This is a genomic window from Streptomyces sp. CNT372, from assembly GCF_000377145.1.
Map to the genome: position 1 here is coordinate 229,144 of NZ_KB897777.1, position 25,759 is coordinate 254,902.

The 25,759-nt window shown below is 73.5% G+C and carries 20 protein-coding genes and 1 pseudogene; 8 read left to right on the forward strand and 13 right to left on the reverse strand.

What is annotated here, in order from left to right:
* Positions 1–32 precede the first annotated feature (32 nt).
* Positions 33–1,859: a DUF262 domain-containing protein gene (locus tag C593_RS0103600; protein ID WP_018845946.1), complete on the reverse strand. Its 1,827-nt coding sequence runs from the start codon at positions 1,857–1,859 to the stop codon at positions 33–35.
* Between the two features lie 172 nt (positions 1,860–2,031).
* Here C593_RS0103600 and C593_RS0103605 point away from each other — a divergent pair, with 172 nt between their 5' ends.
* From C593_RS0103605 to C593_RS0103615, 3 genes are all read left to right on the forward strand, one after another.
* Entirely contained in the window at positions 2,032–2,280 is a 249-nt protein-coding gene (locus tag C593_RS0103605) for a type II toxin-antitoxin system CcdA family antitoxin (RefSeq protein ID WP_026277314.1), read from the forward strand.
* Positions 2,277–2,678 (forward strand): PIN domain-containing protein, encoded by a 402-nt coding sequence (locus C593_RS0103610; protein WP_018845948.1) that lies wholly within the window; start codon positions 2,277–2,279, stop codon positions 2,676–2,678. The genes C593_RS0103605 and C593_RS0103610 overlap by 4 nt, the downstream gene beginning before the upstream one ends.
* Before the next feature lie 806 nt (positions 2,679–3,484).
* Entirely contained in the window at positions 3,485–5,380 is a 1,896-nt protein-coding gene (locus tag C593_RS0103615; protein ID WP_051093610.1) for a hypothetical protein, read from the forward strand.
* A gap of 26 nt (positions 5,381–5,406) precedes the next feature.
* Here C593_RS0103615 and C593_RS31240 read toward each other — a convergent pair.
* Positions 5,407–5,641, reverse strand: a pseudogene (locus tag C593_RS31240) (SDR family NAD(P)-dependent oxidoreductase); the annotation flags it as partial.
* Positions 5,642–5,842: 201 nt separating this feature from the next.
* On the opposite strand from C593_RS31240, the gene kdpF (C593_RS31245) reads away from it, so the two are divergent.
* Complete coding sequence (kdpF, locus tag C593_RS31245) at positions 5,843–5,932, forward strand: K(+)-transporting ATPase subunit F (RefSeq protein ID WP_018845950.1); 90 nt, start codon at positions 5,843–5,845, stop codon at positions 5,930–5,932.
* Positions 5,933–6,189: 257 nt separating this feature from the next.
* Here the strand turns inward: kdpF (C593_RS31245) and C593_RS0103625 are convergent, their stop codons facing one another.
* The 10 genes from C593_RS0103625 to C593_RS0103675 all read right to left on the reverse strand — a co-directional run bounded on the left by C593_RS0103625 (position 6,190) and on the right by C593_RS0103675 (position 16,854).
* Positions 6,190–8,736, reverse strand: coding sequence for a sensor histidine kinase (locus C593_RS0103625; RefSeq protein ID WP_018845951.1), 2,547 nt, complete (start codon positions 8,734–8,736; stop codon positions 6,190–6,192).
* A 182-nt stretch (positions 8,737–8,918) separates the two neighbouring features.
* Positions 8,919–9,554: a potassium-transporting ATPase subunit KdpC gene (gene kdpC, locus C593_RS0103630; protein ID WP_018845952.1), complete on the reverse strand. Its 636-nt coding sequence runs from the start codon at positions 9,552–9,554 to the stop codon at positions 8,919–8,921.
* A gap of 21 nt (positions 9,555–9,575) precedes the next feature.
* Positions 9,576–11,714: a potassium-transporting ATPase subunit KdpB gene (gene kdpB / locus C593_RS0103635; RefSeq protein ID WP_018845953.1), complete on the reverse strand. Its 2,139-nt coding sequence runs from the start codon at positions 11,712–11,714 to the stop codon at positions 9,576–9,578.
* On the reverse strand, positions 11,711–13,375 hold the full coding sequence (gene kdpA, locus C593_RS0103640) for a potassium-transporting ATPase subunit KdpA (RefSeq protein WP_026277316.1): 1,665 nt from the start codon (positions 13,373–13,375) through the stop codon (positions 11,711–11,713). Before kdpA ends, kdpB begins: the two co-directional genes overlap by 4 nt.
* An 8-nt stretch (positions 13,376–13,383) precedes the next feature.
* Positions 13,384–13,473 carry a K(+)-transporting ATPase subunit F gene (gene kdpF / locus C593_RS31250; RefSeq protein ID WP_018845955.1) on the reverse strand — a complete coding sequence of 30 codons (90 nt, stop codon included), beginning with the start codon at positions 13,471–13,473 and terminating at the stop codon, positions 13,384–13,386.
* 169 nt (positions 13,474–13,642) lie between these two features.
* A complete protein-coding gene (locus C593_RS32890) occupies positions 13,643–13,819 on the reverse strand; it encodes a hypothetical protein (RefSeq protein ID WP_018845957.1) in 177 nt (58 codons plus the stop codon).
* Between the two features lie 74 nt (positions 13,820–13,893).
* Entirely contained in the window at positions 13,894–14,040 is a 147-nt protein-coding gene (locus C593_RS32895) for a hypothetical protein (RefSeq protein WP_018845958.1), read from the reverse strand.
* A 60-nt stretch (positions 14,041–14,100) separates the two neighbouring features.
* Entirely contained in the window at positions 14,101–14,931 is an 831-nt protein-coding gene (locus C593_RS0103665) for a hypothetical protein (RefSeq protein WP_018845959.1), read from the reverse strand.
* A 278-nt stretch (positions 14,932–15,209) separates the two neighbouring features.
* Entirely contained in the window at positions 15,210–15,935 is a 726-nt protein-coding gene (locus C593_RS0103670; protein WP_018845960.1) for a sigma-70 family RNA polymerase sigma factor, read from the reverse strand.
* Positions 15,936–16,056: 121 nt separating this feature from the next.
* Positions 16,057–16,854, reverse strand: coding sequence for a hypothetical protein (locus C593_RS0103675; RefSeq protein WP_018845961.1), 798 nt, complete (start codon positions 16,852–16,854; stop codon positions 16,057–16,059).
* 285 nt (positions 16,855–17,139) lie between these two features.
* Between C593_RS0103675 and C593_RS0103680 the strand changes: the two genes are divergently transcribed.
* A complete protein-coding gene (locus tag C593_RS0103680; RefSeq protein WP_018845962.1) occupies positions 17,140–18,495 on the forward strand; it encodes an MFS transporter in 1,356 nt (451 codons plus the stop codon).
* Complete coding sequence (locus C593_RS33570; RefSeq protein WP_018845963.1) at positions 18,492–19,922, forward strand: hypothetical protein; 1,431 nt, start codon at positions 18,492–18,494, stop codon at positions 19,920–19,922. Before C593_RS0103680 ends, C593_RS33570 begins: the two co-directional genes overlap by 4 nt.
* A gap of 684 nt (positions 19,923–20,606) precedes the next feature.
* On the opposite strand, the gene C593_RS0103690 is transcribed toward C593_RS33570, so the two are convergent.
* The gene (locus C593_RS0103690) at positions 20,607–21,815 is read right to left on the reverse strand and encodes an acyl-CoA dehydrogenase family protein (protein ID WP_078521157.1); all 1,209 of its coding nucleotides are present in this window, start codon (positions 21,813–21,815) and stop codon (positions 20,607–20,609) included.
* A gap of 164 nt (positions 21,816–21,979) precedes the next feature.
* On the opposite strand from C593_RS0103690, the gene C593_RS0103695 reads away from it, so the two are divergent.
* Both C593_RS0103695 and C593_RS0103700 read left to right on the forward strand, forming a co-directional pair.
* The gene (locus C593_RS0103695; protein ID WP_018845965.1) at positions 21,980–23,947 is read left to right on the forward strand and encodes a CoA transferase; all 1,968 of its coding nucleotides are present in this window, start codon (positions 21,980–21,982) and stop codon (positions 23,945–23,947) included.
* Positions 23,944–25,749, forward strand: coding sequence for a class I adenylate-forming enzyme family protein (locus tag C593_RS0103700; protein WP_018845966.1), 1,806 nt, complete (start codon positions 23,944–23,946; stop codon positions 25,747–25,749). The genes C593_RS0103695 and C593_RS0103700 overlap by 4 nt, the downstream gene beginning before the upstream one ends.
* The last annotated feature ends 10 nt before the right edge of the window (positions 25,750–25,759 follow it).

The following is a 25,759-nucleotide window of genomic DNA, read 5'->3' on the forward strand; positions in this document are numbered from 1 at the left end:
GGGACAGAGGAAGCCGCAGCACCTGGCGACATTCAGTCTTCGTCTCCCTCGTCCACCACACCCGCTGCGGGATACCCGTTCTCAGCGACGACCGCCTTGCCGGTGACCGTCTCGATCGACTCGACCAAAGCCTGCTGCCGGGCTTCGAAGAAGCCCGCGAAGTCGTCCTTGGCGAGCAGCGCGGGATCAACCAGGTGAGTATGAATGTGGTTGGCCACGGTGTCCGCGTCCACCTCGGCGTTCTTCGCGAGCCGAGGGAGGTAGACAGAGGGTGCTGTCCCGCCGATGATGCGGTTGGTGCGCCCGGTCAGCGGAGTCTTGTTGACGATTGAGTTGTAAGTGCCCCGGTCGATGTTCTCCCGCTCGCACCACGCCTGGGGGAAAATGTGGTGGATGTCCACGGCCTCCGCGAAGTACTCGGTGATCTCAGTCTTCTCACCAGTCCGCCAGTCGACGGCGCCTTCCTTCATCAGAAGTGCGTAGATCCCTTTGTAGGCAGCGCTGTTGCGGGTACGCAATGTCAACAGGCGGCTCTCACTGAACCTGGCATCCCGGATGGTCCGAGGTTCGGCCCCGGTGCCGCGTACCCAGCCCACGGTTTCGGGTAGGTCATGGCTGAACCTGGTCTCCGTCGAGCCGCCGTACAGCTCACCGAACACACCGCACCAGTACCAACGCGCCAGCTTCTGCTGCGCACCGGCCGGTTCGGCCTGCGGGCCGAGCGTGCTGAGGATCGCGGCGAGAGGGATCAACTGGGTCCCGTAGGGAAGGAACTTGGTGTCAAAGAGGTACTGCTGGCGGAGGAACTTGGCGGCGTCCTTGAAGCCTTGGACGACCAGTGGTGCGTAGCGTCGGTACTCGTCCAGACCCAGTTCCAGCATGTCCTTGCGCTTGCAGCCGATTCGCGGCAGGCGCTCTTCATCGATCCCGACGGTAGCGGCGTCGGCACGCCGGGCAGCCGTCGCCATAAGAGTGACGGCCTGCAGAAAGTCAGTGTTGGAAACGTCTTTGAGAACGCGGTACTCCGGCGCCTTCCACGCGGCCCGGACCACGTTGCTCCAATGGTCGCGTAGGTCGAACTCCTCGGCGGCATATGTGGCGGTGAGCAGCTCGAAGACTGTGAGGGTGACGCCGCCGGTGTTGACCTTCTCGAAGACCTGGCAGACAGCCTGCCGCTCGGTCTGCCTGCCTAGTTCGATCACCGGCACCTGGTAGAGCTCGAAGGGGCGGACGAATGCCTCTTCGAAGTCCCGCCACCACTTGCGGCCGTCCTTCCCCTGGTCCTTCCAGTAGTCCTCGTAACCGTAGCTCCAATCGCGGTTAGAAAAGAGCCGGGAGAGCGGAAAGAGCCGGGCCGCGTATTCCTTCTCCGGAGTCGAGTAGTCCTCGGTGAGATCGCCACGGAAGCTGCGGACCACCCGGTCCGCCGGCAGCAGACGGATGGCGTCCTCCCGGTCCACCTGGGGGTCGAGAGCCTTGGCCATGTCGACGTAGAACCAGCCGGTGACCCGCTGCTTACGCTGGTTCTGTGTCTCGACCGGCTTACCGAGCATGATCGACTGGAAGAGCGAGGTCATCCTCTGTTGGCCGTCGAGAATCAGGGTGTCCGGTTCAGTGTCCGGGGGAGGAGTGGCGCCCTCAACCGGGCGGCATTTGAAGCGGACGTCACCACCGGTCTGAAGCAACATGAGGGTGCCGACCGGGTATCCACGAGAGATCGAGGCAAGAAGACCGATGATGTTGTGGTCCGGCCACACCCAGCCGCGCTGGAACTCCGGTAGCTGCGCTTCGCCCTCTGCCACCCGCCGCAGCAGTTTGATCAGCTGAATCTTGTCGATCCCGAACGCTTGCTCAGCCACGACCCACCCCTCCTCGACACTGAACGTCGTCGAGAGGCTACCCGGGGGGCGAGTGGGCACGAGGCCAATGGTGAGATTTGGTGAGATTGTGGTCACCAAGGTTGGCGCCTGCCCCCGCGAGCAGCCGGAGCACCTCACAGCGGAATCCTGCATACTCCAGTATGCTGAGCTTATGTCTTCGACGACTCGGATCACCGTCACGCTCCCCAGCGAACAGGTGGCAGAGCTCCGCAAGCTCACGGACAACGTCTCCGGCTATGTGGCAGAAGCCGTAGCCCGCCAGATCCGGCACCAGCTGCTGGGCGACGACCTTCGCCGCCACGAGGAAGAACACGGACCCTTCACCGACGAGGAACTCGCCGGGGCGCGCGGGAGGATCTTCGGCGCCGGCAGCTCCTCCAAGGGCGCGGATGCCGCGTGAGCGAGCGCATCGAGACCGTCGTCCTGGACTCGGAAGGGCTCTCCGCCTGGATCGCGCAGGACCGCAAGCTTCTCGCGATGCTGCAGGTCTTCCACGACATGGGAGCCGACCTGGTGGTCGGAGCGAACACCATCGTGGAAGTCAGCCACTCCCGTACCAACATGCCTCGCCTGAACTGGGCTCTGTCCCGCGTCAAAGTGGAGCCGGTCACCGAACAGGCGGCGAAGGCGGCAGCGGAGCTGCTCAAAGGTACTGGGCTGCACGGGCACAAGTACGCTATCGACGCCACGGTCGCCGAGGTCGCCCTACGTCAGCAGAAGCCAGTCGCCCTCCTGACATCAGACAGCGACGACATGACCAAACTCTGCGGAAACCAGATCCGCGTCATCTCTCTCTGACGCGCCGTCCCACCCCGAGCGGACCCCCTGGCCGGGTCCGCTCCACTGCTGCTCTCGTGCCCCATCCGTGCCCAACAGAGCGGACAACAGCGGTCAGGTACAGCCTCCAGAGACCATGGCAATCCAAGCTTCGTCGCAGGAAAGTCGAGCCTTTCCAAAGGTCCAAGCACCGCTGATCCCCAAGCTCAGAGCGCGGGTTCGATTCCCGTCACCCGCTCCACGAGAAAGCCCCAGGCCGGCGGCCCGGGGCTTCTTTGTTGCCTGGCCTCTCGGGCTCGGGCGCCATTCGTGCCCTATGTGTCCCCAGGGAGCGTCGGATCTGGGCCCTGGTCGGCCGCTCGCGACGTTACGGTGCCGAGCGGCCTGCACCATACAGCCGGGGGTCCTGCTCACTGCCGGACCTTCTCGGCGTTGTCACCTCCTCCGAGCTGCTGCGTTGAATCCAGGCGGTGAGACGGGAACTTGCGGACCGCAGCTACCGTGCCGCCGCCCAGGTGCCGGGTCGCTGCCGCGCGCTGACGGCGGACGTCGGCGTCCATGTCGTGGGCGAGTTTCGGCTCGTGGGCCCTGGTGGAGTTCTGGTAGATCAGCTCCGGGCTCGCATGCCATGCGGGCGCCGCTGGAGTCGCTTGGTTCGGCCGCGAGAGGCGGAGCGCCGTCCATGGCTGGTCGTCGGCGGAGGTCCCGACCGATGGAGCGCGGTGTGCTACCCGGCGTCTGTGGCCGTCGGCTGACTGAGCACGCGGCGTGAGGCCGGACACCCCGGCTGGTGTCCGGCCTCCTGCCGTCCCGCCAGCGTCCGGTACATGGCGCGTGATCATAATGCGCGGGTGAACAGACCTCCCGTGCCGTTGCCCGCCGAACACATACCGCCCGGCACCGCCGAGTGGCGGACTCCGAACGCCGAGCGTTGGCTCGCTGCCGTGCCCGCCCGGTGGGCACACCCGCTGTGGGCGCTGCTGGCGCTGGTCGCCTCGCTGGTGTGGGACATCGTGGAGGCTCCCCTTGCCCCCTGCACGTCCGCCGCCCCGTGCGGCACCGACTGGCTGGGCCTCGGGACAGCCGTCGTGTTGCTGCTGACCCTGTACTGGGTGTGGCGGCAGCCGCGGCTCGCGCTCGCGGGGCTCGCGGCCGCGCTGACGGGGTTCGCCGTGGAGGGCGGCTTCACGTCGGCACTCGGCGAACCGTCCGCGCTCGCGTTCCTGATGGCCGCCGCGTTCACCACCGCCGGGCTCGTCCATCGACTGGCCGCCGCCGGGCGGCAGCGGGCGCGGGCCCTGGAGGCGGCCGGGCCGGCCGCACAACCGCTGCCCGCCGCCGCACGGACGTTCCGCCGGGGCCGGCTCTCCTTCGTCCTGGCCGCCCTGCTGCTGGGCGTCTCCGGGTTCGGCTGCTGGCAGGTGCAGCAGGTCGTCGACGCGTACGAGGAGCGGGCCGCGGGAGCCACGCACCTGTCCGGACGGGTCACGGCGCTGAAGCAGGACGACGACGACATCGACATCGTCGAAGTGGAGGCCGACGGGCGTACCCATCGCCTCGAGACGGCCTACCCCGAGGACTTCCCCGTGGGCAGCCCGGTCGACATCGTCGTGGACGGCGACTGGGCGGCGCTGGTCGCGGAGCCGTACGACGCCATCGGCTGGGAGCTGCCGGCGGTGGCCGGCTCCGTCGCAGGGCTGGCGTTCCTCGCCAACGGCGTGGACGGACGGAGGCGTTCGCACCGGCTGCGGCGCGAACCACTGCCGGTGCTGCGCGTGCTGGTGCGCGAGGGTCACGACGACGGCCGCACCTGGATGTTCGCGGCCGACGACCCGGAGGGTCTCCGGCCGATCCTGCACTTCCACTCGATGTACGCCTTCGAGAATGAAGCAGAGGAGGACGACGAGGACGAAGGCGACGCAGCCGTCGTCGAACTCGACAGGATCACGGAGATTCTCAAGGGTGAGGATCCTCCCCCGCCTCTTCGGGAGGCCGTTCTGTACGGCGTCCCCTACCCGGGCGCCGAAGTCGCCTTCGTCGCGCTCGACGACGAGGACGACGTCGAGGTGTCGGTGCAGTGCAGTGTCACCGCGGTGAGGCCGGCCGGCCCGGGGTTGATGGAGCGCGGGCAGGGGCGCCGTGCGCGAAAGAACGCGCAGCGCCCCAGCGACGAGATCGCCGCCGGCATGACGCCCACGGCGGGCCCGCGCACGTGGACGGCTCACGGCTTCTCCCGCGCCGTGGGTCTGGGCCTGCTGCTGGTGCAGGGCGGCGGCATCTGGGCCGCGCTCGATGACAGACCGTCGTGGCACTGGCTGTGGCTCGCAGTGGGTCTGCCGTGGCTGGTGACGGCCGTGGCGACGGCGCTCACCTGGCGGATCACCGCCGACCGTGACGGGCTGTGGGTGACCGGGGCGTGGCGCGTAACGCTGGTCCCGTGGAACGTGATCACGTCCGTGCGTCACTCCGCCGACGGCATCCGGGTCGGCCGGGCCAAGGAGTCTTCCGTCGAGCTGTCCCCCACCGGCTGGGCATGGCTGGAGCACCGTCTGGGCCGCGGGCCGCATGCGGTGCGCACCGCCGAGGAGTTGCGGGCGCTACTGCTCCACCCGGAACTACGGCCGCTGGAAGAGGCACCGGCGGGACGGCAGGGCATGCCGGTCGGACCGCCACTCGTGGCACTGTCGACGCTGTGGGGTGTGGCGGTGCTGCTCCTCCTGTGACCGGGCCGCTTCGGCGTTCCGGGGGGACCCGGCTCGCTGGTCAGGGCGGGCTCCAGGAGGCGGGCGAGCAGGTAGTGGGCGAGGAAGTTTGACCTGGAAGGCGACCTCGTTGCCGTCGGCGGTGACCGTGGGCCGCTCCGGGGCGGCCATACCCGCGTTGTTGACGAGGACGTCGAGGTGCGGGTGATCCGCCAGGACTCGGGCGGCGAGCTGCTCGACCTCCTCCGGTCGGGAGAAGTCGGCCCCGTGCGCGCACAGGCGGTCGGCCGCGTCGGCGATGGAGGAGGTGGTCGGGGCGCCCTGGCTGACGGATCATGCCGAAACGCGTCAGAACGGCGTCAGAACCGCTCCGGCCGGCGCAAGGAGCCCGTCAAGTCCACCCGACGCGGTGTGCTCGCGCGGTTTTCTGAGCCGGCAGGATTCGGGCGGGGCAGCCCGCGGCACAGGGGGAGTTGATCACTCGTGAACGAGGAGAACTGGGTCGGGCTGGTGGTGGCCCTGTCACTGGTCGGCTATCTGGTGGCGGCCGTACTGCGCCCGGACAAGTTCTGACGGCCTGTCGGGGACGCCTCTGCTCATGCCGCCGGTGTCCGCGGCGGACGGCGGGGCGACGAGTGCGTGCCGGCGCCGTTCACCTCCACCTCCGCGGTGTGCGGGACGGGCTTGGCCGGCGTCCGGGCGGGGCTTCACCCACGCCACTGCCGAGACCGTGGTCGCGAAGGGGGACGTCACCGTCGTCACCGGCAGGACGCTTGCGGTCGAGTCCTCCCCCGAACTGGGCTGACGTCGGGCCGGACGACCGGCGTGACTCAGGTGGTCGCCTCCGTCGGCAGCTCGGGACGGACCGGCTGGTGGGACGGAGTCCTGGGCAGTGCGATCACCATGGTCAGCCCGCCGCCGGGGGTGTCCTCGGCGGTGATGGTGCCGCCCATGGCCTCGACGAACCCGCGGGCGACCGCCAGGGCCAGCCCGACACCGATACCGCGCGGTGCGTCGCCGTACCGCTGGAAGGGCTCGAAAACGCGGTCCTTGGCCTCGTCGGGGATACCGGGGCCGCGGTCGACGACGCGCAGTTCCACGCGGTCGCCGATCGCGCCGGCGGACACCAGGACCGGCGTGCCGGTGGGGGTGTACTTCACGGAGTTCTCGACGACGTTGGCCACGGCTCGCTCAAGGAGGCCCCGGTCGACCGTGACCATGGGCAGGGTCTCGGGGATGTCCAGGACGACGCTGCCCTCGGGCACGCCGCCCAGCGCCATCGGCACGACCTCGTCGACGTCCGTCTCGCGGAACACCGGCATGACGGTCCCGGTCTGCAGCCGGGACATGTCGAGCAGGTTCCCGACAAGGTGGTCGAGGCGGTCGGTGCCCTCCTCGATGCCGGCGAGAAGCTCGGCCTGGTCCTCCTCCGACCACTCGACGTCGTCGGCGCGCAGGGAGGTGACGGCGGCCTTGATGGCGGCCAGCGGGGTGCGCAGGTCGTGACTCACGGCGGCGAGGAGGGCGGTGCGGATCTTGTTGCCCTCGGCGAGCTTGCGGGCCTGGGCCGCCTCGCCGACGAGGCGCTGACGGTCCAGGACGACGGCGGCCTGGGAGGCGAAGGCGCCCAGGACGCGGCGGTCTTCGGCGGGCAGGACACGGCCTGTCAGGGCCAGCACCAGGTGGTCGCTGACGGGCATGCCGACGTCGGCGTCCTCGGGCCGGGCGACAGGCCGGGCCGCACCGACACTGCCCACGCAGATCCACGGTTCGACGTCGCCGGCCCGCTCCAGCAGAGCGACCGACTCCATGGCGAAGGTCTCCCGCACCCTCTCCAGCAGCGCTTCCAGGCTGGTGTCGCCGCGCAGCACGCTGCCCGCGAGCAGGGACAGGGTTTCGGACTCCGCCCGCAGCCTCGCGGCCTGCTGAGTGCGGCGCGCCGCGAGGCCGACGACCGACGCCACGGACGTCGCGACGGCGAAGAAGACGAGGAAGGCGACGATGTTCTCGGGGTCGGCGATGGTCCACGTGCGGACAGGGGGTGTGAAGTGCCAGTTCAGGAGCAGTGAGGCGACGGTGGCCGAGGCGAGCGCCGGCCACATCCCGCCCACCAGGGCCGCCGCTACGGTCACGGCCATGAAGAGCTGCATCTCGTTGGCCAGCCCCGTCCCGCCGCCGAACGCCGTCAGCACCAGGGTGAGCAGGAGAGGCCCGGCCACCCCGACCAGCCAGCCCGCCACGAGGCGCCGGCCCCCCAGACGGCTGCGCTGCCGCCTGGGCAGCCCCCGACCGCGTCCGACGGCGTCGTGGGTGACGATGTGGACGTCCAGGTCGGGGCCCGACTCGCGGGCGACGGTGGCGCTGACCCCGGGCCCGAACACGTACTGCCACGAGCGGCGGCGGCTCGCACCCAGGACGATCTGGGTCGCGTTCACGCCACGCGAGAACTCCAGCAGGGCGGAGGGGATGTCGTCGCCGATGACGTGGTGGAAGGTGCCGCCCAGGTCTTCGACGAGGGTCCGCTGGACGGCCAGCTCCTTCGGCGATGCCGAGGTGAGGCCGTCGCTGCGGGAGATGTAAACGGCGAGGACCTCGCCGCCGGCGCCCTTCTCCGCGAGCCGGGCGGCCCGCCGGATGAGGGTCCGTCCCTCGGGGCCGCCGGTCAGGCCCACGACGATCCGCTCACGCGAGCCCCAGATCGCGGAGACCTCGTGGTCCGAGCGGTACTGGTTGAGGTACTCGTCGACCCGGTCGGCCACCCACAGCAGGGCGAGCTCACGCAGGGCGGTGAGGTTGCCGGGCCGGAAGTAGTTGGACAGGGCCGCGTCGATCTTGTCCGGCTTGTAGATGTTCCCGTGGGCCATCCGCCGGCGCAGCGCCTCCGGCGACATGTCGACCAGCTCGATCTGGCCGGCGTGCCGGACGACTGCGTCGGGCACGGTCTCCTTCTGCCGTACGCCGGTTATGGACTCCACGACGTCTCCCAGCGACTCCAGGTGCTGGATGTTCGCCGTCGAGATGACGTCGATGCCGGCGGCGAGGAGCTCCTCGACGTCCTGCCATCGCTTGGCGTTGCGCGAGCCGGGGACGTTGGTGTGCGGCAGCTCGTCGACCAGGGCGACGGCCGGCCGGCGGGCCAGGACGGCGTCGACGTCCATCTCCGTGAAGGTGCTGCCCCGGTACGCGATCTCACGGCGCGGGATCTGCTCCAGGCCGTGCAGCATGACCTCCGTACGCGGGCGGTTGTGGTGCTCGACGAAGGCGACGACGCAGTCCGTGCCCCGCTCGACTCGTCGGTGGGCTTCGGAGAGCATCGCGTACGTCTTGCCGACGCCCGGCGCCGCGCCGAGGTAGATCCGGAGCTTTCCGCGTCCCATGGGTGCGATCTCTCGTGTCGGAGCAGGTGATTGCGTGGCAGGCCGCAGAGCACGCGGCCGGGGGCGGCAGCCTTCTCAGGCTTCGAAGCGGTAGCCCATGCCCGGTAGGGGCCGCCCGCAGGGAACCGCCGGTCGGGAGTGGTCCCCGCCCGGCGGTTCCCGGCTCACTGCCGACGGGACCGTCAGCGTCCGGCCAGGTCCTTCAGCGCGAGGTTGAGCCTGAGGACGTTGACGTGCGGCTCGCCGAGGAACCCGGCCGCGCGGCCCCCGGTGTGGTCCTCGACCAGCTCCGCCACCTGCTGCTCGGACAGGCCGTTGGCCTTCGCCACCCGCTTGACCTGGATTGCCGCGTACTCAGGGGAGATGTGCGGGTCGATCGCGGAGGCCGAGCCGGTGACCGCGTCCTTGGGGACCTCGGACTGCGGCACGCCGTTGAAGGCGGCCACGGCCTTCTTGGTGTCGCCGACCAGCCTGGTCAGCGTCGGGTCGGACGCGCCGAGCTGGCTGGAGCCGGTGGACAGCGGGTCGTAACCGCTGTTGGACGGACGCGGCTGGAACCACTTCGGGTCCGGCCGGGCGGCCTCGTTCTCGTCGTCCGGGTTCTTCTTCGGCAGGTCCCAGCTCTGGCCGATCAGCTCGGAGCCGGCCTCCTTGCCCTCCACCTCCACGATCGAGCCGTTGGCCTTGTCGTGGAAGAGGCCCTGGGCGATGCCGGTGACGGCGAGGGGGTACAGGATGCCGGTCACGACCGTCAGGACGAGCAGCATGCGCAGCGCGGCCCAGGCCAGGCGTCCCGTGTTCGCTACGGAGTTGTTCATACCGATCAGCACGCTTTCTGACTAACGCAGCCCGGGGATGAGGGAGATGAGCATGTCGATGAGCTTGATGCCGACGAACGGGGCGACCAGGCCGCCCAGCCCGTAGAGACCGAGGTTGCGCCGGAGCATCTTGTCGGCGCTGGTCGGCCGGTACTGCACGCCCTTCAGGGCGAGCGGGACCAGCGCGATGATGATCAGCGCGTTGAAGATGACGGCCGACAGGATCGCTGACTCCGGAGAGGCCAGGCCCATGATGTTGAGCTTGTCCAGCGACGGATGGGCGACGGCGAACATCGCGGGGATGATCGCGAAGTACTTGGCGACGTCGTTGGCGATGGAGAAGGTGGTCAACGCGCCCCGGGTGATGAGGAGTTGCTTGCCGATCCCGACGATCTCGATGAGCTTGGTCGGGTTGGAGTCGAGGTCGACCATGTTCCCGGCCTCCTTGGCGGCCGAGGTGCCGGTGTTCATCGCGACGCCGACGTCCGCCTGGGCGAGTGCCGGGGCGTCGTTGGTGCCGTCGCCGGTCATGGCGACGAGTTTGCCGCCGGCCTGTTCCCGCTTGATGAGGGCCATCTTGTCCTCGGGGGTGGCCTCGGCGAGGAAGTCGTCGACCCCGGCCTCCTCGGCGATGGCCTTCGCGGTCAGCGGGTTGTCGCCGGTGATCATGACGGTCTTGATGCCCATGCGGCGCAGTTCGTCGAACCGCTCGCGCATGCCGTCCTTGACCACGTCCTTCAGGTGGATGGCGCCGAGGACGCGCGCGCCCTCGGCGTCCTTGACCGCCACGAGCAGCGGCGTGCCACCGGCTTCGGAGATCGTGTTCGCCAGGGTGCCGGCGTCGCCGGCGACCGTGCCGCCCTGCTCGCGGACCCAGGCGATGACCGAAGCGGCCGCGCCCTTACGGGTCTGCTTGCCGTCCGCGTCCACACCCGACATACGGGTCCGGGCGGTGAAATCGATCCAGGTGGCGTGCGCGAGTTCGCCCTGGCTGCGCTCGCGCAGGCCGTACTTCTCCTTGGCCAGGACCACGATCGAGCGGCCCTCTGGGGTCTCGTCGGCGAGCGAGGAGAGCTGGGCGGCGTCCGCCAGCTCGGCCTCCATGGCGCCCCTGACCGGGACGAACTCGGCCGCCTGGCGGTTGCCGAGGGTGATGGTGCCGGTCTTGTCGAGCAGCAGCGTCGACACGTCGCCGGCGGCCTCGACCGCGCGTCCCGACACGGCCAGGACGTTCCGCTGGACCAGGCGGTCCATGCCGGCGATGCCGATGGCGGAGAGCAGTGCGCCGATCGTGGTCGGGATCAGGCAGACCAGCAGCGCGGCCAGCACGATCATCGAGGTCTGCTCGTCGGCGCCCGCGTAGACCGCGAACGGCTTCAGGGTGACGACCGCGAGCAGGAAGACGATGGTGAGGGACGCCAGGAGGATGTTGAGGGCGATCTCGTTCGGGGTCTTCTGCCGGGCGGCACCCTCGACCAGGCTGATCATCCGGTCGATGAAGGTCTCGCCGGGCCTGGCCGTGATCCTGATGACGATCCGGTCGGACAGCACCTTCGTACCGCCGGTGACGGCCGAGCGGTCGCCGCCGGACTCGCGGATGACCGGGGCCGACTCGCCGGTGATGGCCGACTCGTCGACGCTCGCGACGCCTTCGACGACGTCGCCGTCTCCCGGGATGACGTCGCCGGCCTCGCATACCACCAGGTCGCCGATCCTCAGCTCGGTGCCGGGCACCCGCTCCTCGCCGGGGCCGGTGATCCGGCGGGCGACCGTGTCGGTCCTGGCCCTGCGCAGAGTGTCCGCCTGGGCCTTGCCCCGGCCTTCGGCGACCGCCTCGGCGAGGTTGGCGAAGATCGTGGTGAGCCACAGCCAGGCCGTGATCGCCCAGCCGAACCAGTCGCCCGGGTTCGTGACCGCCAGGGCGGTGGTGACCACCGAGCCGATCAGCACCACGAACATGACCGGCGACTTGACCATGATCCTGGGGTCGAGCTTGCGGAGCGCGTCCGGGAAGGACGTCAGGAGCTGCTTCGGGTCGAACAGACCCCCGCCGACCCGCCCGTCCCCGGGCCTGTGCCCGGTGGGAACGTCCGCGTGCGGCGCCGGGCCCGTCGTGGTGGTGGACATGTCGTCCTCGTACTTCTCTACGTCGGTGGTCATGCCGCGAGCCCTTCGGCGAGCGGGCCCAGCGCGAGGGCCGGGAAGAACGTCAGACCGGTGATGATCATGATCGTGCCGACCAGAAGCCCGGTGAACAGCGGCTTCTCGGTCCGCAGGGTGCCCGCGGTCCCGGGGACGGGCTTATGCTCCGCCAGCGAACCCGCGAGAGCGAGGACGAACACCATCGGCAGGAACCGCCCGAGGAGCATGCACAGGCCGAGCGCCGTGTTGTGGAACCCGGTGTTCGCGCCGAAGCCGGCGAAGGCCGAGCCGTTGTTGTTCGAGGCGGAGGTGTAGGCGTACAGGACCTCGGAGAAGCCGTGCGCCCCGATGTTCGTCATCGACGACTCGCCGTTGCCGGTGGCCATGGCGATGGCGGTGCCGGCCAGGACGAGGGCGGGGGTGACGAGGATGTAGCAGGCCGCGTACGTCATCTCGCGGGTGCCGATCTTCTTGCCCAGGTACTCCGGGGTGCGGCCGACCATCAGACCGGCGATGAACACGGCGACGACCGCCATGATCAGCATGCCGTAGAGGCCGGAGCCGACGCCGCCGGGCGCGATCTCGCCCAGCATCATGCCGAGCAGCAGCACGCCCCCGGAAAGCCCGCCGAAGGAGTCGTGGAAGGAGTTGACCGACCCGGTCGAGGTCATCGTCGTGGAGACCGCGAACAGGGAGGAGGCACCCTCGCCGAACCGCTGCTCCTTGCCCTCCATCGCACCGCCCGCGAGCTGCGAGGCGGTGCCCGGGTGGGCGAATTCCAGCCAGGTCACCAGGACGACGCCGACGAACCAGATCGTGGCCATGGCGCCGACGATCGCGTAGCCCTGCCGGACGCTGCCGACCATCTTGCCGAAGGTACGCGGCAGCGAGAACGGGATGACGAGGAGCAGGAAGATCGTCAGGAGGTTGGAGAAGCCGTTGGGGTTCTCGAAGGGGTGGGCCGAGTTGGCGTTGAAGTAGCCGCCGCCGTTCGTGCCCAGGTTCTTGACGGCCTCCTGGGAGGCGACCGCGCCGGGGCTGATCGGCTGCGTCTGCCCGGTCACCGTGGTGACCTCGTGGATGCCGGCGAAGTTCTGGACGGCACCGGCCGCGACGAGCAGGACCGCCGCGACCACGGAGATCGGGATCAGGATGCGGACGACACCGCGGACCAGGTCGGCCCAGAAGTTGCCCAGCTCACCGGTACGGGACCGGGCGAAACCGCGGACCAGCGCCACGGCCACGGCCATGCCGACGGCGGCCGAGACGAAGTTCTGCACGGCCAGGCCGGCGGTCTGGGCGACGTGGCCCATGGACGACTCGCCGGAGTACGACTGCCAGTTCGTGTTGGACGCGAAGGAGGCGGCCGTGTTGAACGCCTGGTCCGGGGTGATCGCCGCGAAGCCCAGCGACCCGGGCAGGTCGTCCTGGATCCGCAGGATCAGGTAGAGGAACAGCACGCTGACCGCGGAGAACGCCAGCACGCCGCGCAGATACGCGGGCCAGCGCATCCCCGTGTCGGGGTTGGCGCCGACGGCGCGGTACATCCACTTCTCGACGCGCAGGTGCTCGCCGGAGGTGAAGACGGCGGCCATGTAGTCGCCGAGGGGGCGGTGCACGAGGGCGAGCGCGACGATCAGCGCGGTCACCTGGAGCACGTCAGCAAGAACGGGGCTCATCTCCGTACTCAGAACCTCTCCGGCTTGACGAGGGCGAGGACGAGGTAGCCCAGCAGGGCGACGGCCACGACGAGGCCGACGATGTTCTCGGCGGTCACAGCTTCGCCACCCCCCGTGCGATCAGGACCACCAGCGCGAACACCGCGAGCGTGGTGACGACGAAGGCCACGTCGGCCATCGCAAGCTCCTAGAAGAGGTTCGGAGAGGAACGGACTCCCCGAGGAAAAGGCACGCCTGGCTCGAAAGCGCCCCCCATTGACGACGCCCTTACGGCACCGCGGACCCCCTTAGCGTCATCCATACGGCGCAGTGCCCCGCGTCACGCCCACGGCGGCCCGCACGGACCTCCTCGTCGTCGCCGAGCGCCCGGCGGGCCAGGTCCAGCAGGTCGGAGGCGCACAGCCCGGTCCGCAGCCCGGGGAACACGGGGAGGCGTTGGGTCACCAACGCTGGTGTCGAGGTCTGGCCACCGACAGCTCGGCGCCATCCAGACACCTCCGGGGCGGTAGCGGAGGTCTTCAGGCCGGTGTGGAGGCCTCGGTGACGACGGTCGCGTCGCGGGGGACGACGATCAGGGCGCGGCTCGCCTCCTGCACGCGCTGCACGGCGGCGTCGCGGTCGCGCTCGCTGACGGCGGGGGAGGGCTCGTGCGGCAGTGAGGTCACGGGGGCAGCCCAACGACTCCCTGGGGAGCTGGAGTTGGTGATGGAGACGCCGGCGGCGGATCAGTAGCGGTGGCCCGGCCAGTGGGGGTCCGTCCAGCGGGCCTCGTCGTGGAGGCCGAGGAGGCGGATCCGGTGCCGGAGGTCCGCGTGGGCGCCGGCGGTGTGGAGGCGGGGGGCCGCGTGGTCGAGGAGCCAGGTGGTCAGGTCGGTGCGCATCCGGTGCTCGTCGTGGTCGTACCAGGCGTGCCAGGGGAGGTTGTCGCCGAGGAGTTCGTACTCCCACTCCGCTGCTGCCTCGATGAGGCGCGCGTCGCTGAGGGGTCCGCGCCGGGTGGTCCAGGCGGTGAGCCAGGGCAGGACGGTGCCGGACGCCTCCGCGCAGACGGTGAGGACCTGGTGGGCCGGGACGGCGGCGTCCGGGTCGGTGAGGCTCTGCGCCCACCAGGCATGCAGGAACTCGTGTACCGGGCCGGCGTGGTCGGCGGGCCACCGCTGCCAGTGGGCGCGGGCGAAGGCTTGCCCGGCGGCCTCCGGGCCGAGACCGGCGTACGCGTGCCCGGTGGCCAGGGCCGTGGCGAACTGGGGCAGGACGCGGCGCAGGACGGCCGCGTGGTCGGTCCAGTCGGTGGCCGACCAGGCGCGGAGCAGGAGGTCCGGGTCGAGCTCGGTGTCCGGGGTCTTGAGGAGGGCGAGTTCCTCCGGACTGCCCCAGTGGCACTCGCAGTTGTGCTCGTCCGGGCGGGCGGTCATGCCGCGGAAGGTGACCGCGAGGGCGTCCAGGGCGGCGTCGAGCCGCCGGCGGGCGGGGTGGTCGGCGGGGCGGGCGGTGGGGTGCATGAGGTGGCCGGCCTTCGGGACTCCGTACGGCTTCCGCCGGCCGAAGGTCAGCACCCTATTCGCACCTCGCGCCGGGATGGGGCATCGGGTCAGCGGCAGCCTCGGGCGCCGTCGGGGGTGCGCGGAGGACGGTCCGGCGGGTGCCGGGGAACCGGATCGGCGGGAGGCGGCCACCTCCACTCGGAGCCGGTGGTCGTCGGATCCACCGCGCTCTTCGCCGGCAGCCCTGAGCCCCGTTCTCTGGGTTCCCGTTCTCTGGGTTCCCGTCCCGTGCCCCCTTGAGCCCCGCCCCGCCACGGTCGTTGTCCGGGGCGGGGCGGGGCCGGAGGGCGTCAGGCTGCCGTGAGGTGGGGGCGGCGGGACGGGGTGCGGCGCACGGGACGGACGGCGGGAGGCTGGTCCTCCGGGTCGCGCAGGAGGGCGACCAGGGTGGCGCGGGCGCGGGCCACCCGGGAGCGCACGGTGCCGACGGGACAGCCCAGCGCGTCTGCCGCGTCCGCGTAGGGCAGGCCCAGGAGTTGGGTCAGGACGAACGCCTCGCGTCGCTCCGCGGGGACGGCCGCGAGGAGTTCGGCCAGTGCGACGCCGTCCTCGAAGCCGGGTGTCCGGGGCTGGCGTCTCTCCGCCAGGCTCTGCCAGTCGTCCCGGTCCGAGAGGCGGGGGCGGGCGGCCGCGTGGCGCAGGCTGTCGACGACGGTGCGCCGGGCGATGGAGAGCAGCCAGGTACGGGCGGACGAGCGCCCCTCGAAACGGTGCAGGCTCCCGAGCGCGCGCAGAAAGGTCTCCTGGGTGAGGTCGTCGGCGGCCTGCGGGTCCGCGCTGAGGTAGGTGACGTAGCGCCGGATGTCGCGGTGCAGGGCGCGGACGAAGCTCTCCACGGCCTGCGGGTCGCCCCGGCGGGCGGCGAGCGCGATCCGGGTGACCTCGGCGTCGTCGGTGGCACGGGCGCCGCGCTCGGGGGCCCGTTCCGTAGGTTCCGGTGACCTGTTCTCCGTTGCGGGGGAGGGGAGTCGGCGGGTCGGCGGACGGGTGCGCGGGGGCGTGAGGGCAGGGGGCATCGCGAGATGTCCTTCGGGTCGGGGGCCGGCGCGTGCGGGCGCCGGTGAGCGGGACGGCCTGCCGGACGGCATGGCCGGTGCCCGAGGCGCGGCGCGGACGCGCGCGTCGGGGTGCCGGCTGTCAGACGACAGCGGTCCCGGCGGGTGGGCCCCGAGTCCCACGGGAGGAGGCGAGCAGCAGGCGGCGCAGTGGCGCGGTCGTGCGACGGCGGCGTACGCGGACGCGCGGGAGGCCGAGCGGGATCGGTACGCGCAGGACGAGGCGGAGCGGTGCCGCCAGCCGGCCCGCCACCGCGTGCAGGAGACGGAACACGGCGCGTTCGCCGTGGGCGAGCCACAGCCCGCACAGCAGGGCGGCGAGGAGGTGGGCGGCCAGCATGGCGGCGGGGGACACGGCCGCCATGTCGTGGCCGGCCGGCATCGCGCTGTGCGCGAGGTGGCCGGCGGCCTGGTGGGCGTGGTCGGCGGCGGCAGGGAGACCGGCGTCGGGCAGGAAACCGGTGCCGGGCAGGAGACCGGCGTCGGGCAGGAGACCGGCGTCGGGCAGGAGACCGGCGTCTGCGGCGTGCGCGGTGGTGCCGTGGGCATGGACCGTGACGGACGGCGCGGCGGGTGCGGGCGAGGTCCGGCAGAGCAGGTGGTCGGCCCACTGGCGGAGGAAGGACACCCCCGGGGGCCGGGCGGTGGCGCTCACGGCCTGGGCGAGGGAGAAGGCCGCGTGCAGGCCCGCCTGCACCGCGACGGTCGCCGCCGTCACCGCGCCCGCGCCGCGTTCGCGGCCGGTCAGGGCCCAGGCGGCCGTGCCCGTCACGGCGAACGCGACGGCGAGACCGGGCCAGGCGACGGGTGCGCCGGACATCAGGATGTGGCCGACCGCGGCGAGCAGCACACAGGTGGCCGCGAAGGTCGCGGCCCTCACTGCTCGACAACATCGGCCTGAAGTCATGGCGGGCTCATCCTTGCACTCATCGGCATGACCGGTACGGGCTGGTACGGAAATCCACAACCGGAATCCCCAGTGCGCACGGTGTGATTCGCGCCACAACTTTCGCCGGGAACCAGGCAGTTGGCCGGGCCGACTCCTGAGGACGGCCCGGCGGTCCGTACGGTGCCGTGGTGAGGCCGCGTCAGGTGGGCGGTACGCCGACGGCGCGGGGCGGGCGGGGCACGCGGGAGCGCGTGTGCGAGGGAGAGGCGGGCGGACGTGACAGGCGGGACGGGCAACGGGGCGGGCGGGACGGGCCTGGGGACGCGGCCGGGGGACGGAGCCGTCCCCGGCAGCGGCGAGGACGGCGCTCCGGGCGGCGGCGGACGGGCTCTGACGGCTCTGCTCACCGCGGCGATGGCGCTGTCCATGCTGCAGCTGTTCCTGCTGGGCGCCTTCGGGCCGCGGCTCACAGCCGAGTTGGGCGTCTCCCCCATGGTCCTCGGCCTGACGGCGACCCTCGGCTTCGGGACGGCCGCCGTGCTGTCGCCGCTGAGCGGGCGGCTCGTCGACCGCATCGGGCCGCGCCGGTCGCTGACCGCGCTGGCACTGGTCACGGCCGTGGCGCTGGCGCTGATCGCGCTCGCTCCCGGGGCCGGGCTGCTGCTGGGGGCGGTCGCCCTCGGCGGACTGCCGCAGGCGCTGGCGAACCCGGCGACCAACAAGGCGATCGTCGCGGCCGTGCCGCCCGCCCGGCGGGCGGCGGTGACGGGCTGGAAGCAGTCGGGCGTGCAGCTCGGCGCATTCGCGGCCGGGCTTCCGCTCGCCGGTCTGGCGGCCGGGCTGGGGTGGCGCGGGGCGGTCTGGGCGGCCTCGGCGTCGGCCCTCGTCGTCGCGGTGCTGGCCGCGCGGCTGCTGCCTCCGGACGCCCCCTCGCCGTCGACCACGCCCGGGAAGGGGCCGGTTGGGCTCCCTGGTGGCGCGGAGCGCGGGCATGTGAGGTGGCTGGCCGCGTTCTCGCTGTTCCTGGGCGCGGGCATCGCCTCCGTGAACACCTATCTCTCCCTGTTCGGCGACCGCAGACTCGGACTGGGGCCGACCGCCGCCGCCGCGCTCGTCGCCGTACTCGGCGTCGCGGGCATCGCGGGCCGGGTGGGCTGGTCGAAGGCGGCCCGGCCCGGGCGGGCCGAGTGGCTGCCCTCGCTGCTCGCGGGGGGCGCGGTGGGCGCCGCGCTGCTGCTGGTCGCCTCGGCGCGCGCCTCCTGGCTGGTGTGGGTGGCGGCGGTCGCGTTCGGCGTCTTCGCCGTGTCGGGCAACGCGGTCTCCATGGTGCTCGTCGTCCAGCGGGCGGCGCCGGGGCGTGCGGGGCAGGACTCCGCGCTGGTCGCCGCCGGGTTCTTCGCCGGATTCGCCGTCGGGCCGCCGCTGTTCGGGCTCCTGGCGCGTGGCGACCGGTACGCGGAGGGGTGGCTGGTGGTGGCCGCGGAGTTCGCCGTGGCGGCGGGCGTGGCCTGCGGGTGGGCGGCCCGCGACCGCCGGGCGGGGACCGGGGCGGGGCCGGCGGCGGGGGCGGGAGCGGAGCCGGGGCTCGGCAAGGGCGCGGAGCCGGGGCTCGGCAAGGGCGCGGCAGGGTGAGCGTCCCCGCGGGGCCCGGCGGTGGGGCGCCGGGGCACACGGCCTGGGCGGAGGCGGCACTGGACGCCGTGCTGGCGCGGGTCGCCGTCACCCGGGCCGAGGTCGGCGACCGCTTCCCTCTGTACGCCGACCCGGCCGACGGACGGTGGACGACCACCCGGCGCGGCTCGTGGACCGGCGGGTTCTGGGCGGGGTTGCTGTGGCTGCGGGCCAGGCGGACGGGCGCGGCCGACGACCTGGCCGCCGCCGTCGCCCGCACCCGCGCACTCGCGCCCTGGGCGGAAGCGGACACCGCGACCAGGGGCCTGATCGTCTGGTACGGGACCGCGCTCGCCAACCGGGGCACGGGGGCGGCGGAGCTGCGCGAGCGCGCGGCGCGCTCCTGCGTCGCCGCCTTCGACCCGGTGCTCGGCCTGGTCCCGTGGGGCGACGCCCTCGGGGGCGACCGGGCCCAGGCACGGACGGACGGGCTGCCCGGAATGCTGCAACTCCTCGCCTGCGCGGGGCCGGACGGGATCACGGCGGCCGTCGGGCACCTGGGCCGCCACCTCGGGCTCTGCCTGGGCGGCGGGAGCGGGGAGGGCGGCGCGGACGGGACCACGAGCCCGAGTGGCGAGGTGCGGCCGGCCTGGCGGCACGGCGGGGCGGGCCCGGACGTCCTGTGTTCGGACGCCCTGTGTCCGGGCCCGGGCCCGGATGCCGGCGACTTGGGCCCCGGCGCGGACGTCCGCTCCCGCCTGGGCTCCGGGTCCGACCCGGACGCCGGCCTCGGCCCGGGCCTGGGACCGAACGCCGACTCCGGCACGGGCTCCGGCTCCGGCTGGCAGCCGTGCGCCGAACCGGGGCCCGGCTGGAGCCGGGGCCGGGCGTGGCTGCTGCTCGCGGTCGCCGACGCGCTGCTCCACCCGGAGGCCGCGCGACGGCTGCGGCCGGGACCGGCCGCCCGCCGGATCGCGGACGGCCTCCTCACCGGACCTCTCGTGCCCCTCGCCGACACCGCGCACCCGGCGGGGCCGCTCGACACCTCGGCGGCGGCGATCACCGCGGTCGCGCTGCTCAAGCTGGCACGGGCCGAGGTGCCGGACGCGGAGCGGTACGGGGCGCGCGGCGTCGCGGTGCTGCGCCGGCTGACGACCGCGCACCTCTCGGGCGCGGGAGGTCCCGCCCCGGCCGCGCCCGTACCGCCCGCCGGTGCGGGGCCGCTTACGGCGAGGGCGGTGCCGCCGGACCCGCCGCACCCCGACGGGCGGGCCGCAGGCGGGGGCGTGGTCCCGGACGGGGGCGTGGTCCCGGCCGGGATGCTGCTGGACGGCTGCTACGACGCCGCGCGCGGGACGGCCGTACGCCATGAGCTGGTCTGGGGGGACTTCTTCCTCGCCCTCGGACTGGCCGTGCTCACGGGGTCGGTCGGGATCGACGAGGTCTGACGCCCGGCGGGGCGAAGCGCCCGAACGGGGCGCAGCCCGGCGCGGCGCGCAGACCGAGTGGGCGTTACCGGGCGCGGCGCGCAGCCTGACCCGGGGCGCGTTACCCGGCACGAGGCGCCGCCCAACGCGGGCGCAGCCCGGCGTGAGGCACAACCCGGCCCGGGGCCCAGCCCAACGCGGGCGCAGCCCGGCGCGGGGGCGCAGCCCGGCGCGGGGCCCAGCCCGAGGAGGCGTTACCCGGCCCGCGGGCCCAGCCCAACGCGGGCGCAGCCCGGCGCGGGGGCGCAGCCCGGCGCGGGGCCCAGCCCGAGGAGGCGTTACCCGGCCCGCGGGCCCAGCCCGGCCCGGGGTGCGTTACCCGGCACGAGGCGCCGCCCAACATGAGCCCAGCCCGGCCCGGGGCGCAGCCCGGCCCGGGGCGCAGCCCAGCCCGGCGCGGGCGCCCTGGCGTGCGGGGATGCCCGGCACGAGACTTTGCCCGGGCGGGGGGTCTACGCACCCGAGCCGCGCGCAACTCGCGGGGCCCCGACGAGGTCTGACGCCCGAGTGGGAGACAGTCCGGCGTGGGGCCCTCCTGGACGCGCCCGGCGCGAGACGTTGCCCGGACGACGCGACGCGCCCGAACGGGGCTCAGCCCGACCCGGGGCGCAGCCCCGCGGCTGGCGCGGCCCGGCCGCCGGGTGGTCAGCGGCCCGGGCCGGCCCCGTACCCCCGCAGCACCCGGCGGGCGACCGCCGTGACGTGGAGTTCGTCGGGGCCGTCGAGGATGCGGGCGGCGCGGGCCACGCGGAGGAGCGCGGGGAGGGCGGTGTCCGGGCCGAGGCCCGCCGCGCCATGGATCTGGACGGCCGCGTCCGTCACCTGCTGGAGCATCCGCGCAGCGGCGACCTTCGCGAGGCCGGTCTCCGTCCGCGCGTCCCGCCCGTCGGCGACCAGGGCCATCGCCTCGTGCACCAGCGGGCGGGTGGTGCGCAGCGCGAGCAGCGCCTCGAAGACGTGCTGCTGCACGAGTTGGTGATCCGCGAGCGCCCCGTGCGCACCCGCCCGGAACACCGCCCGCTCGCAGAGGAGGTCGAAGGCGCGCCCGGCCTGCCCGAGCCAGCGCAGAGCACGTAGCGTCCGGCCGAGCTGGAGCCGCTCGCCCGCCACGGCGAGCCCCTGCCCGGGCGTGCCCAGCAGATGGTCCGGCGGTACCGAGACGCCGTCCAGCTCGATCTCCCCCTGCCCCGCCGCCCCCAGTACCGGCGTCTCCCGCACGAAGCGGAAACCCGGCGCGTCGGCCGGGACCAGCAGCAGGGACAGGCCGTCGCGGTCCCCCGCCTCGCCGCTCGTGCGCGCGAGGACGGTCACGAGGTCGGCGTGCGCCGCGCCGGAGACGAACCACTTGCGGCCGGTGAGGCGCCAGGAGCCGTCCGGGGAGCGCTCGGCACGGGTGCGGGCGAGCAGGGGGTCGGTGCCGGGGCTGTCCGGCTCGGTCATCGCGTAACTGCCGGCCAGGTCCCCGGCGACCAGCCGCTTGAGGTAGCGGTCGCGGACCGCGGGCGCCGCGTGCCGGGCCAGCATCCGTGCGTCGAGGAGGGAAGCCGAGCCAAGGGCGGACGGACCGTGGTCGCTCGCGCCCTCCGCCTCCGCGATCCCCGCGTACGCGCGCAGGGTCAGTCCGCCGCCGCCCAGCTCCGCGGGGAGCGGGAGCGCCCACAGGCCCGCCGCCCTGGCCTCGCGGCGCAGCGCGGTGAGGGTGCGCCGGGCGTCCGGTCCGCCCGCGTCCAGCACCGCCTCCTGCGGGAACACCCGGGTGCGCACGAACTCCGCTACTCGCGCGCCGAGTTCGGAGCCGGGTACGGGTTGTGGCCCCCGGGCGGCGGGGGTCGCGGCGGGCGGGGGCTGCGTCATGGCTTCTCTCCGGTCTGCCGGGAACTCCCGGCCGCGGCGGTCCGACTGTCTGTTCCGTGGAACGGGTCGGGCGCGAGGCCCGCAAAGTTCCCGCCGCCGACGGGTCGTCAGCCGGGCCCGTCGAGTCGATGGCGCTGCCACCGCCGCGCCGCGAGAGGAGAGGCATGGCGTCACCAGTCACCACCAGGACGGACCGGCCGCTCGCGTCGTTCACCTTCACGCCGTCGGGGCCCGAGCCCTTCGCCCGGGTCGTCACGGGCCAACTGCGCCTGCTGGGAGCCGGCATCGCGTCAGCGCCCGACCAGGGCACGGCACGGGACCCGGCGGTGCTCGACGGGCCCGGCTTCGCACCCGTCCGCTCCCGTACCGCCTGGTCCGCGCCGGACAGCGGGATCACCGACGAGGCCACCGCGCAGGCGGCCACCGGGGTGATGGCCGTGCACGGCCGCCGCGACGGCGTGCCGTCCGCCCTGGCGGCCGACTACCTCGCCACCGCCACCGGGCTGCTCACCGTGCAGGGGCTGCTCGCCGCCCTCGTCGGGCAGGCGCGCGGGGTGGCCGCCCCGGCACGGGAGGTGACCACCCGTGCCGACCGTGCCGGGCTGCTGGCCGTCTCCCAGTACCTCGCCGCCGCCGGTGCGGAGGAGGGCGAGGCCGCCGAACTGGCCCCGGGCGGGCCGCCGTTCACCTCGGCCGACGGTGTGCTGTTCGAACTGGAGACCCTGGATCCGGGGGCGTGGGCCCGGTTCTGGCGGGCCCTCGGCGCTCCGGAGGACGCGATACGCGCGGGCTGGCGCCCCTTCCAGTTCCGCTACGCCACGGCGTGCGCGCCGCTGCCGGACGTCCTCCACCGCACCACGCGGCACCACCCCTTCGACGCGCTCGCGCGGGCCGCGGCCGAGTCGGGGGCGGATGTGTGCCGGCTGCGGACCCTGCGGGAGCGGGCCGCGGAACGCGACGCGGAGCACGGCGGGGAGCACGGCGGGGCAGAACCGTTCACCCTCACCCCGCTCACCCCGCTCACACCCCTCACACCGCCGGGCCTCGGCCGCCCCTGGTCCGGGCCCGCCCCCGGCTCGGACCGCGTACCCGGCCCCCGGACCGCGTCCGCCCCCGTCGGCCGCCCGCTGCACGGCATCACCGTGCTGGAGGCCGGCCGCCGTATCCAGGCCCCGCTCGCGGCCCACCTCCTCGGCCTGCTCGGCGCCGAGATCGTGCGCGTCGAGCCGCCGGGCGGCGACCCGCTGCGCGGTATGCCGCCCGCCTGCTCGGGCGTCTCCGCGCGCTGGCTCGCCCTCAACCGCGGCAAGAGCGCCGTCGAGATCGACATCAAGTCCCCAGCCGGTCGGGACAGCTTGCGGGAACTGGTCGCCGGGGCGGACGTGTTCCTGCACAACTGGGCGCCCGGCACCCCGGCCCGCCTCGGCCTCGACGCGGCCGACCTCGCCGCCGTCAACCCCGCCCTGGTGTACGCGTACACGGGCGGATGGGCGGACCGGATCGACGCGGCCCCGCTGGGCACCGACTTCATGGTCCAGGCCCGCACCGGCGTCGGCGAGGCGGTCCGCCCCGATGGCACGCCGCCCGCCCCCAGTCTGATGACGCTCCTCGATGTGCTGGGCGGCCTGCTGGGCGCGGAGGCGGTCCTCGCGGGCCTGCTGCTGCGCGAGCGCTCCGGGCGCGACGCGGACGGCGGGGACTGCGGGGACGTAGGGGACGGCGGGTACGGCACCCGCCCCGGAGGCCCCGGCCACGACGGCACCCGCCCCGCCCGCACCGCCGTCCGCGTCGAGTCCTCCCTCCTCGGCGCCGCCGACCTGCTGACCGGCCCCGCGCTGCGGCGCGCCGCCCGTGGGGAGAACCCCCGCCGGCCGGAAGGCTTCCGCCGCCCCCTGCCGACGGCGGACGGCTGGCTCGCACCGGACGACGCCTGCGCCCGCGCGGCCGCCGCGTTCGACCTCACCGCCCTCCCCACCGACGAGGCGCTGGCACGGCTGCGCGACCTCGGACTCGCGGCGACCCCGGTCACCACCGACCTGGCCGCCCTGCACGACGACCCGCGCTTCGCCGGCTCGATCAGCCGCGACGCGCACGGTGCCCCCGCCGTTCCCGACCCCTGGAGCTTCCTGTGACCGTTGCCCTGCACGATCTGCTGCCCGCCGGACTCCGCCGTGCCTGGGCCACCGACGGGACCTGTCCGGACCTCGACCTCTACAGCCTCTACCGTGCCCGGCAGGTCGCCGACCCGCACCGGACGGCGGTCCTGGATGCCAAGGGGAAGCTCTGCTACACGGCCCTGGACCGCAAGGTCCGATGTCTGGCCGCCGGGCTCAGAGACCTCGGCATCGGGCCCGGCGACGTCGTCGGCGTACAGCTGCCCGACAACCGCCAGGCCGTCATGACCGACCTGGCCCTCGCCGCGCTGGGGGCGGTGGCCCTGCCGTTCCCGGTCGGGCGGAGCGCGCTGGAGGCGGAGTGCCTGCTGCGGCGGGCGGAGGCGGTCGCCGTCGTGGCCCCGGTCGAGCACCGGGGCGCGCACCCGGCGGCCGCGCTGCGGGCGCTCGCCCCGGCACTGCCCGCGTTGCGGCAGGTGATCGCCGCCGGGCCGGGCGACGCACCCGAAGGAACGATTCCGCTGTCACGGCTGACCCGTACCGACGCCGCCGGCTTCGTGCCCGCGCGCCCGGACCCGGACTCCGCCGCCCGCATCCTGGTCTCCTCCGGCTCCGAGGCCGAGCCCAAGATGGTCGCGTACTCCCACAACGCTCTGGCCGGCGGCCGGGGCAACTTCCTCGCCTCCCTCATACCGGACGGCACCCCGCCGCGCTGCCTCTTCCTGGTGCCCCTGGCCTCCGCCTTCGGCTCCAACGGCACGGCGGTCGCACTGGCCCGGCACGGCGGCACCCTCGTCCTGCTCGACCGCTTCACCCCGGAGGCCGCCCTCGCGGCGATCCGGGAGCACCGGCCGACGCATGTCCTCGGCGTCCCGACCATGATCCGCATGATGCTCGACCACCTCGACCACCCGGACCACCCGGACGCGACGGTCGCCACGGACACGATCGACGCCGTGGACGCCACGGACGACGCCGGCGGCACGGCGGACCCGGGCGGCTCCGCGCCGGACCGGCTCCCCTCCCCCACCGCGCTCGTCCTCGGCGGCGCCCCCCTCGACGCGGACACCGCGCGGGCCGCCGCCGAGGCGTTCGGCTGCCCGGTCGTCAACCTGTACGGGTCCGCCGACGGCGTCAACTGCCATACCGGGCTGGACCACCGCACCCCGCCGACCGACGCCTCCGGGGTCGTCGCCGGCCGCCCCGACCCGCGTGTGGCGGACATCCGGATCACCGACCCGGCCACGCACGAGGCCCTGCCCGACGGCCGGGTCGGCGAGATCACCGCCCGGGGGCCGATGACCCCGCTCTGCTACGTCGGCGCGCCCGAACTCGACGCCCGCTACCGCACCCCCGACGGCTGGGTGCGCACCGGCGACCTCGGCTATCTCGACGAGGACCGGGTCCTGCACGTGGTCGGCCGGCTGAAGGACGTCGTCATACGCGGCGGCGCGAACATCAGCCCCGCCGAGGTGGAACGGGAACTGCGCACCCACCCGGGCGTGCGGGACGTGGTGTGCGTCGGCGTGCCGGACCCGCTGATGGGGGAACGCCTCGCCGCCTGCGTCGTACCACGCGGTTCCGGGACCGGTGACGGCGAGGACGCGCCGACGCCGGCCGCCCTGACCGCCCACCTGGACGGCCGGGGCCTGGAGCGCCGCAAGCACCCCGAACGCCTGCTCCTGGTGGCCGAGATCCCCCTGACCCCGGCGGGCAAACCCGACCGCGCGGCGCTGCGGGAACAGCTGGCGGCGGAGCCGGCGGACGACCGGGGCGACGGGACCGCCGGGTCCCGGCCGCCCCTCGCCCACGCGGGCTGAGCGGCCCGCA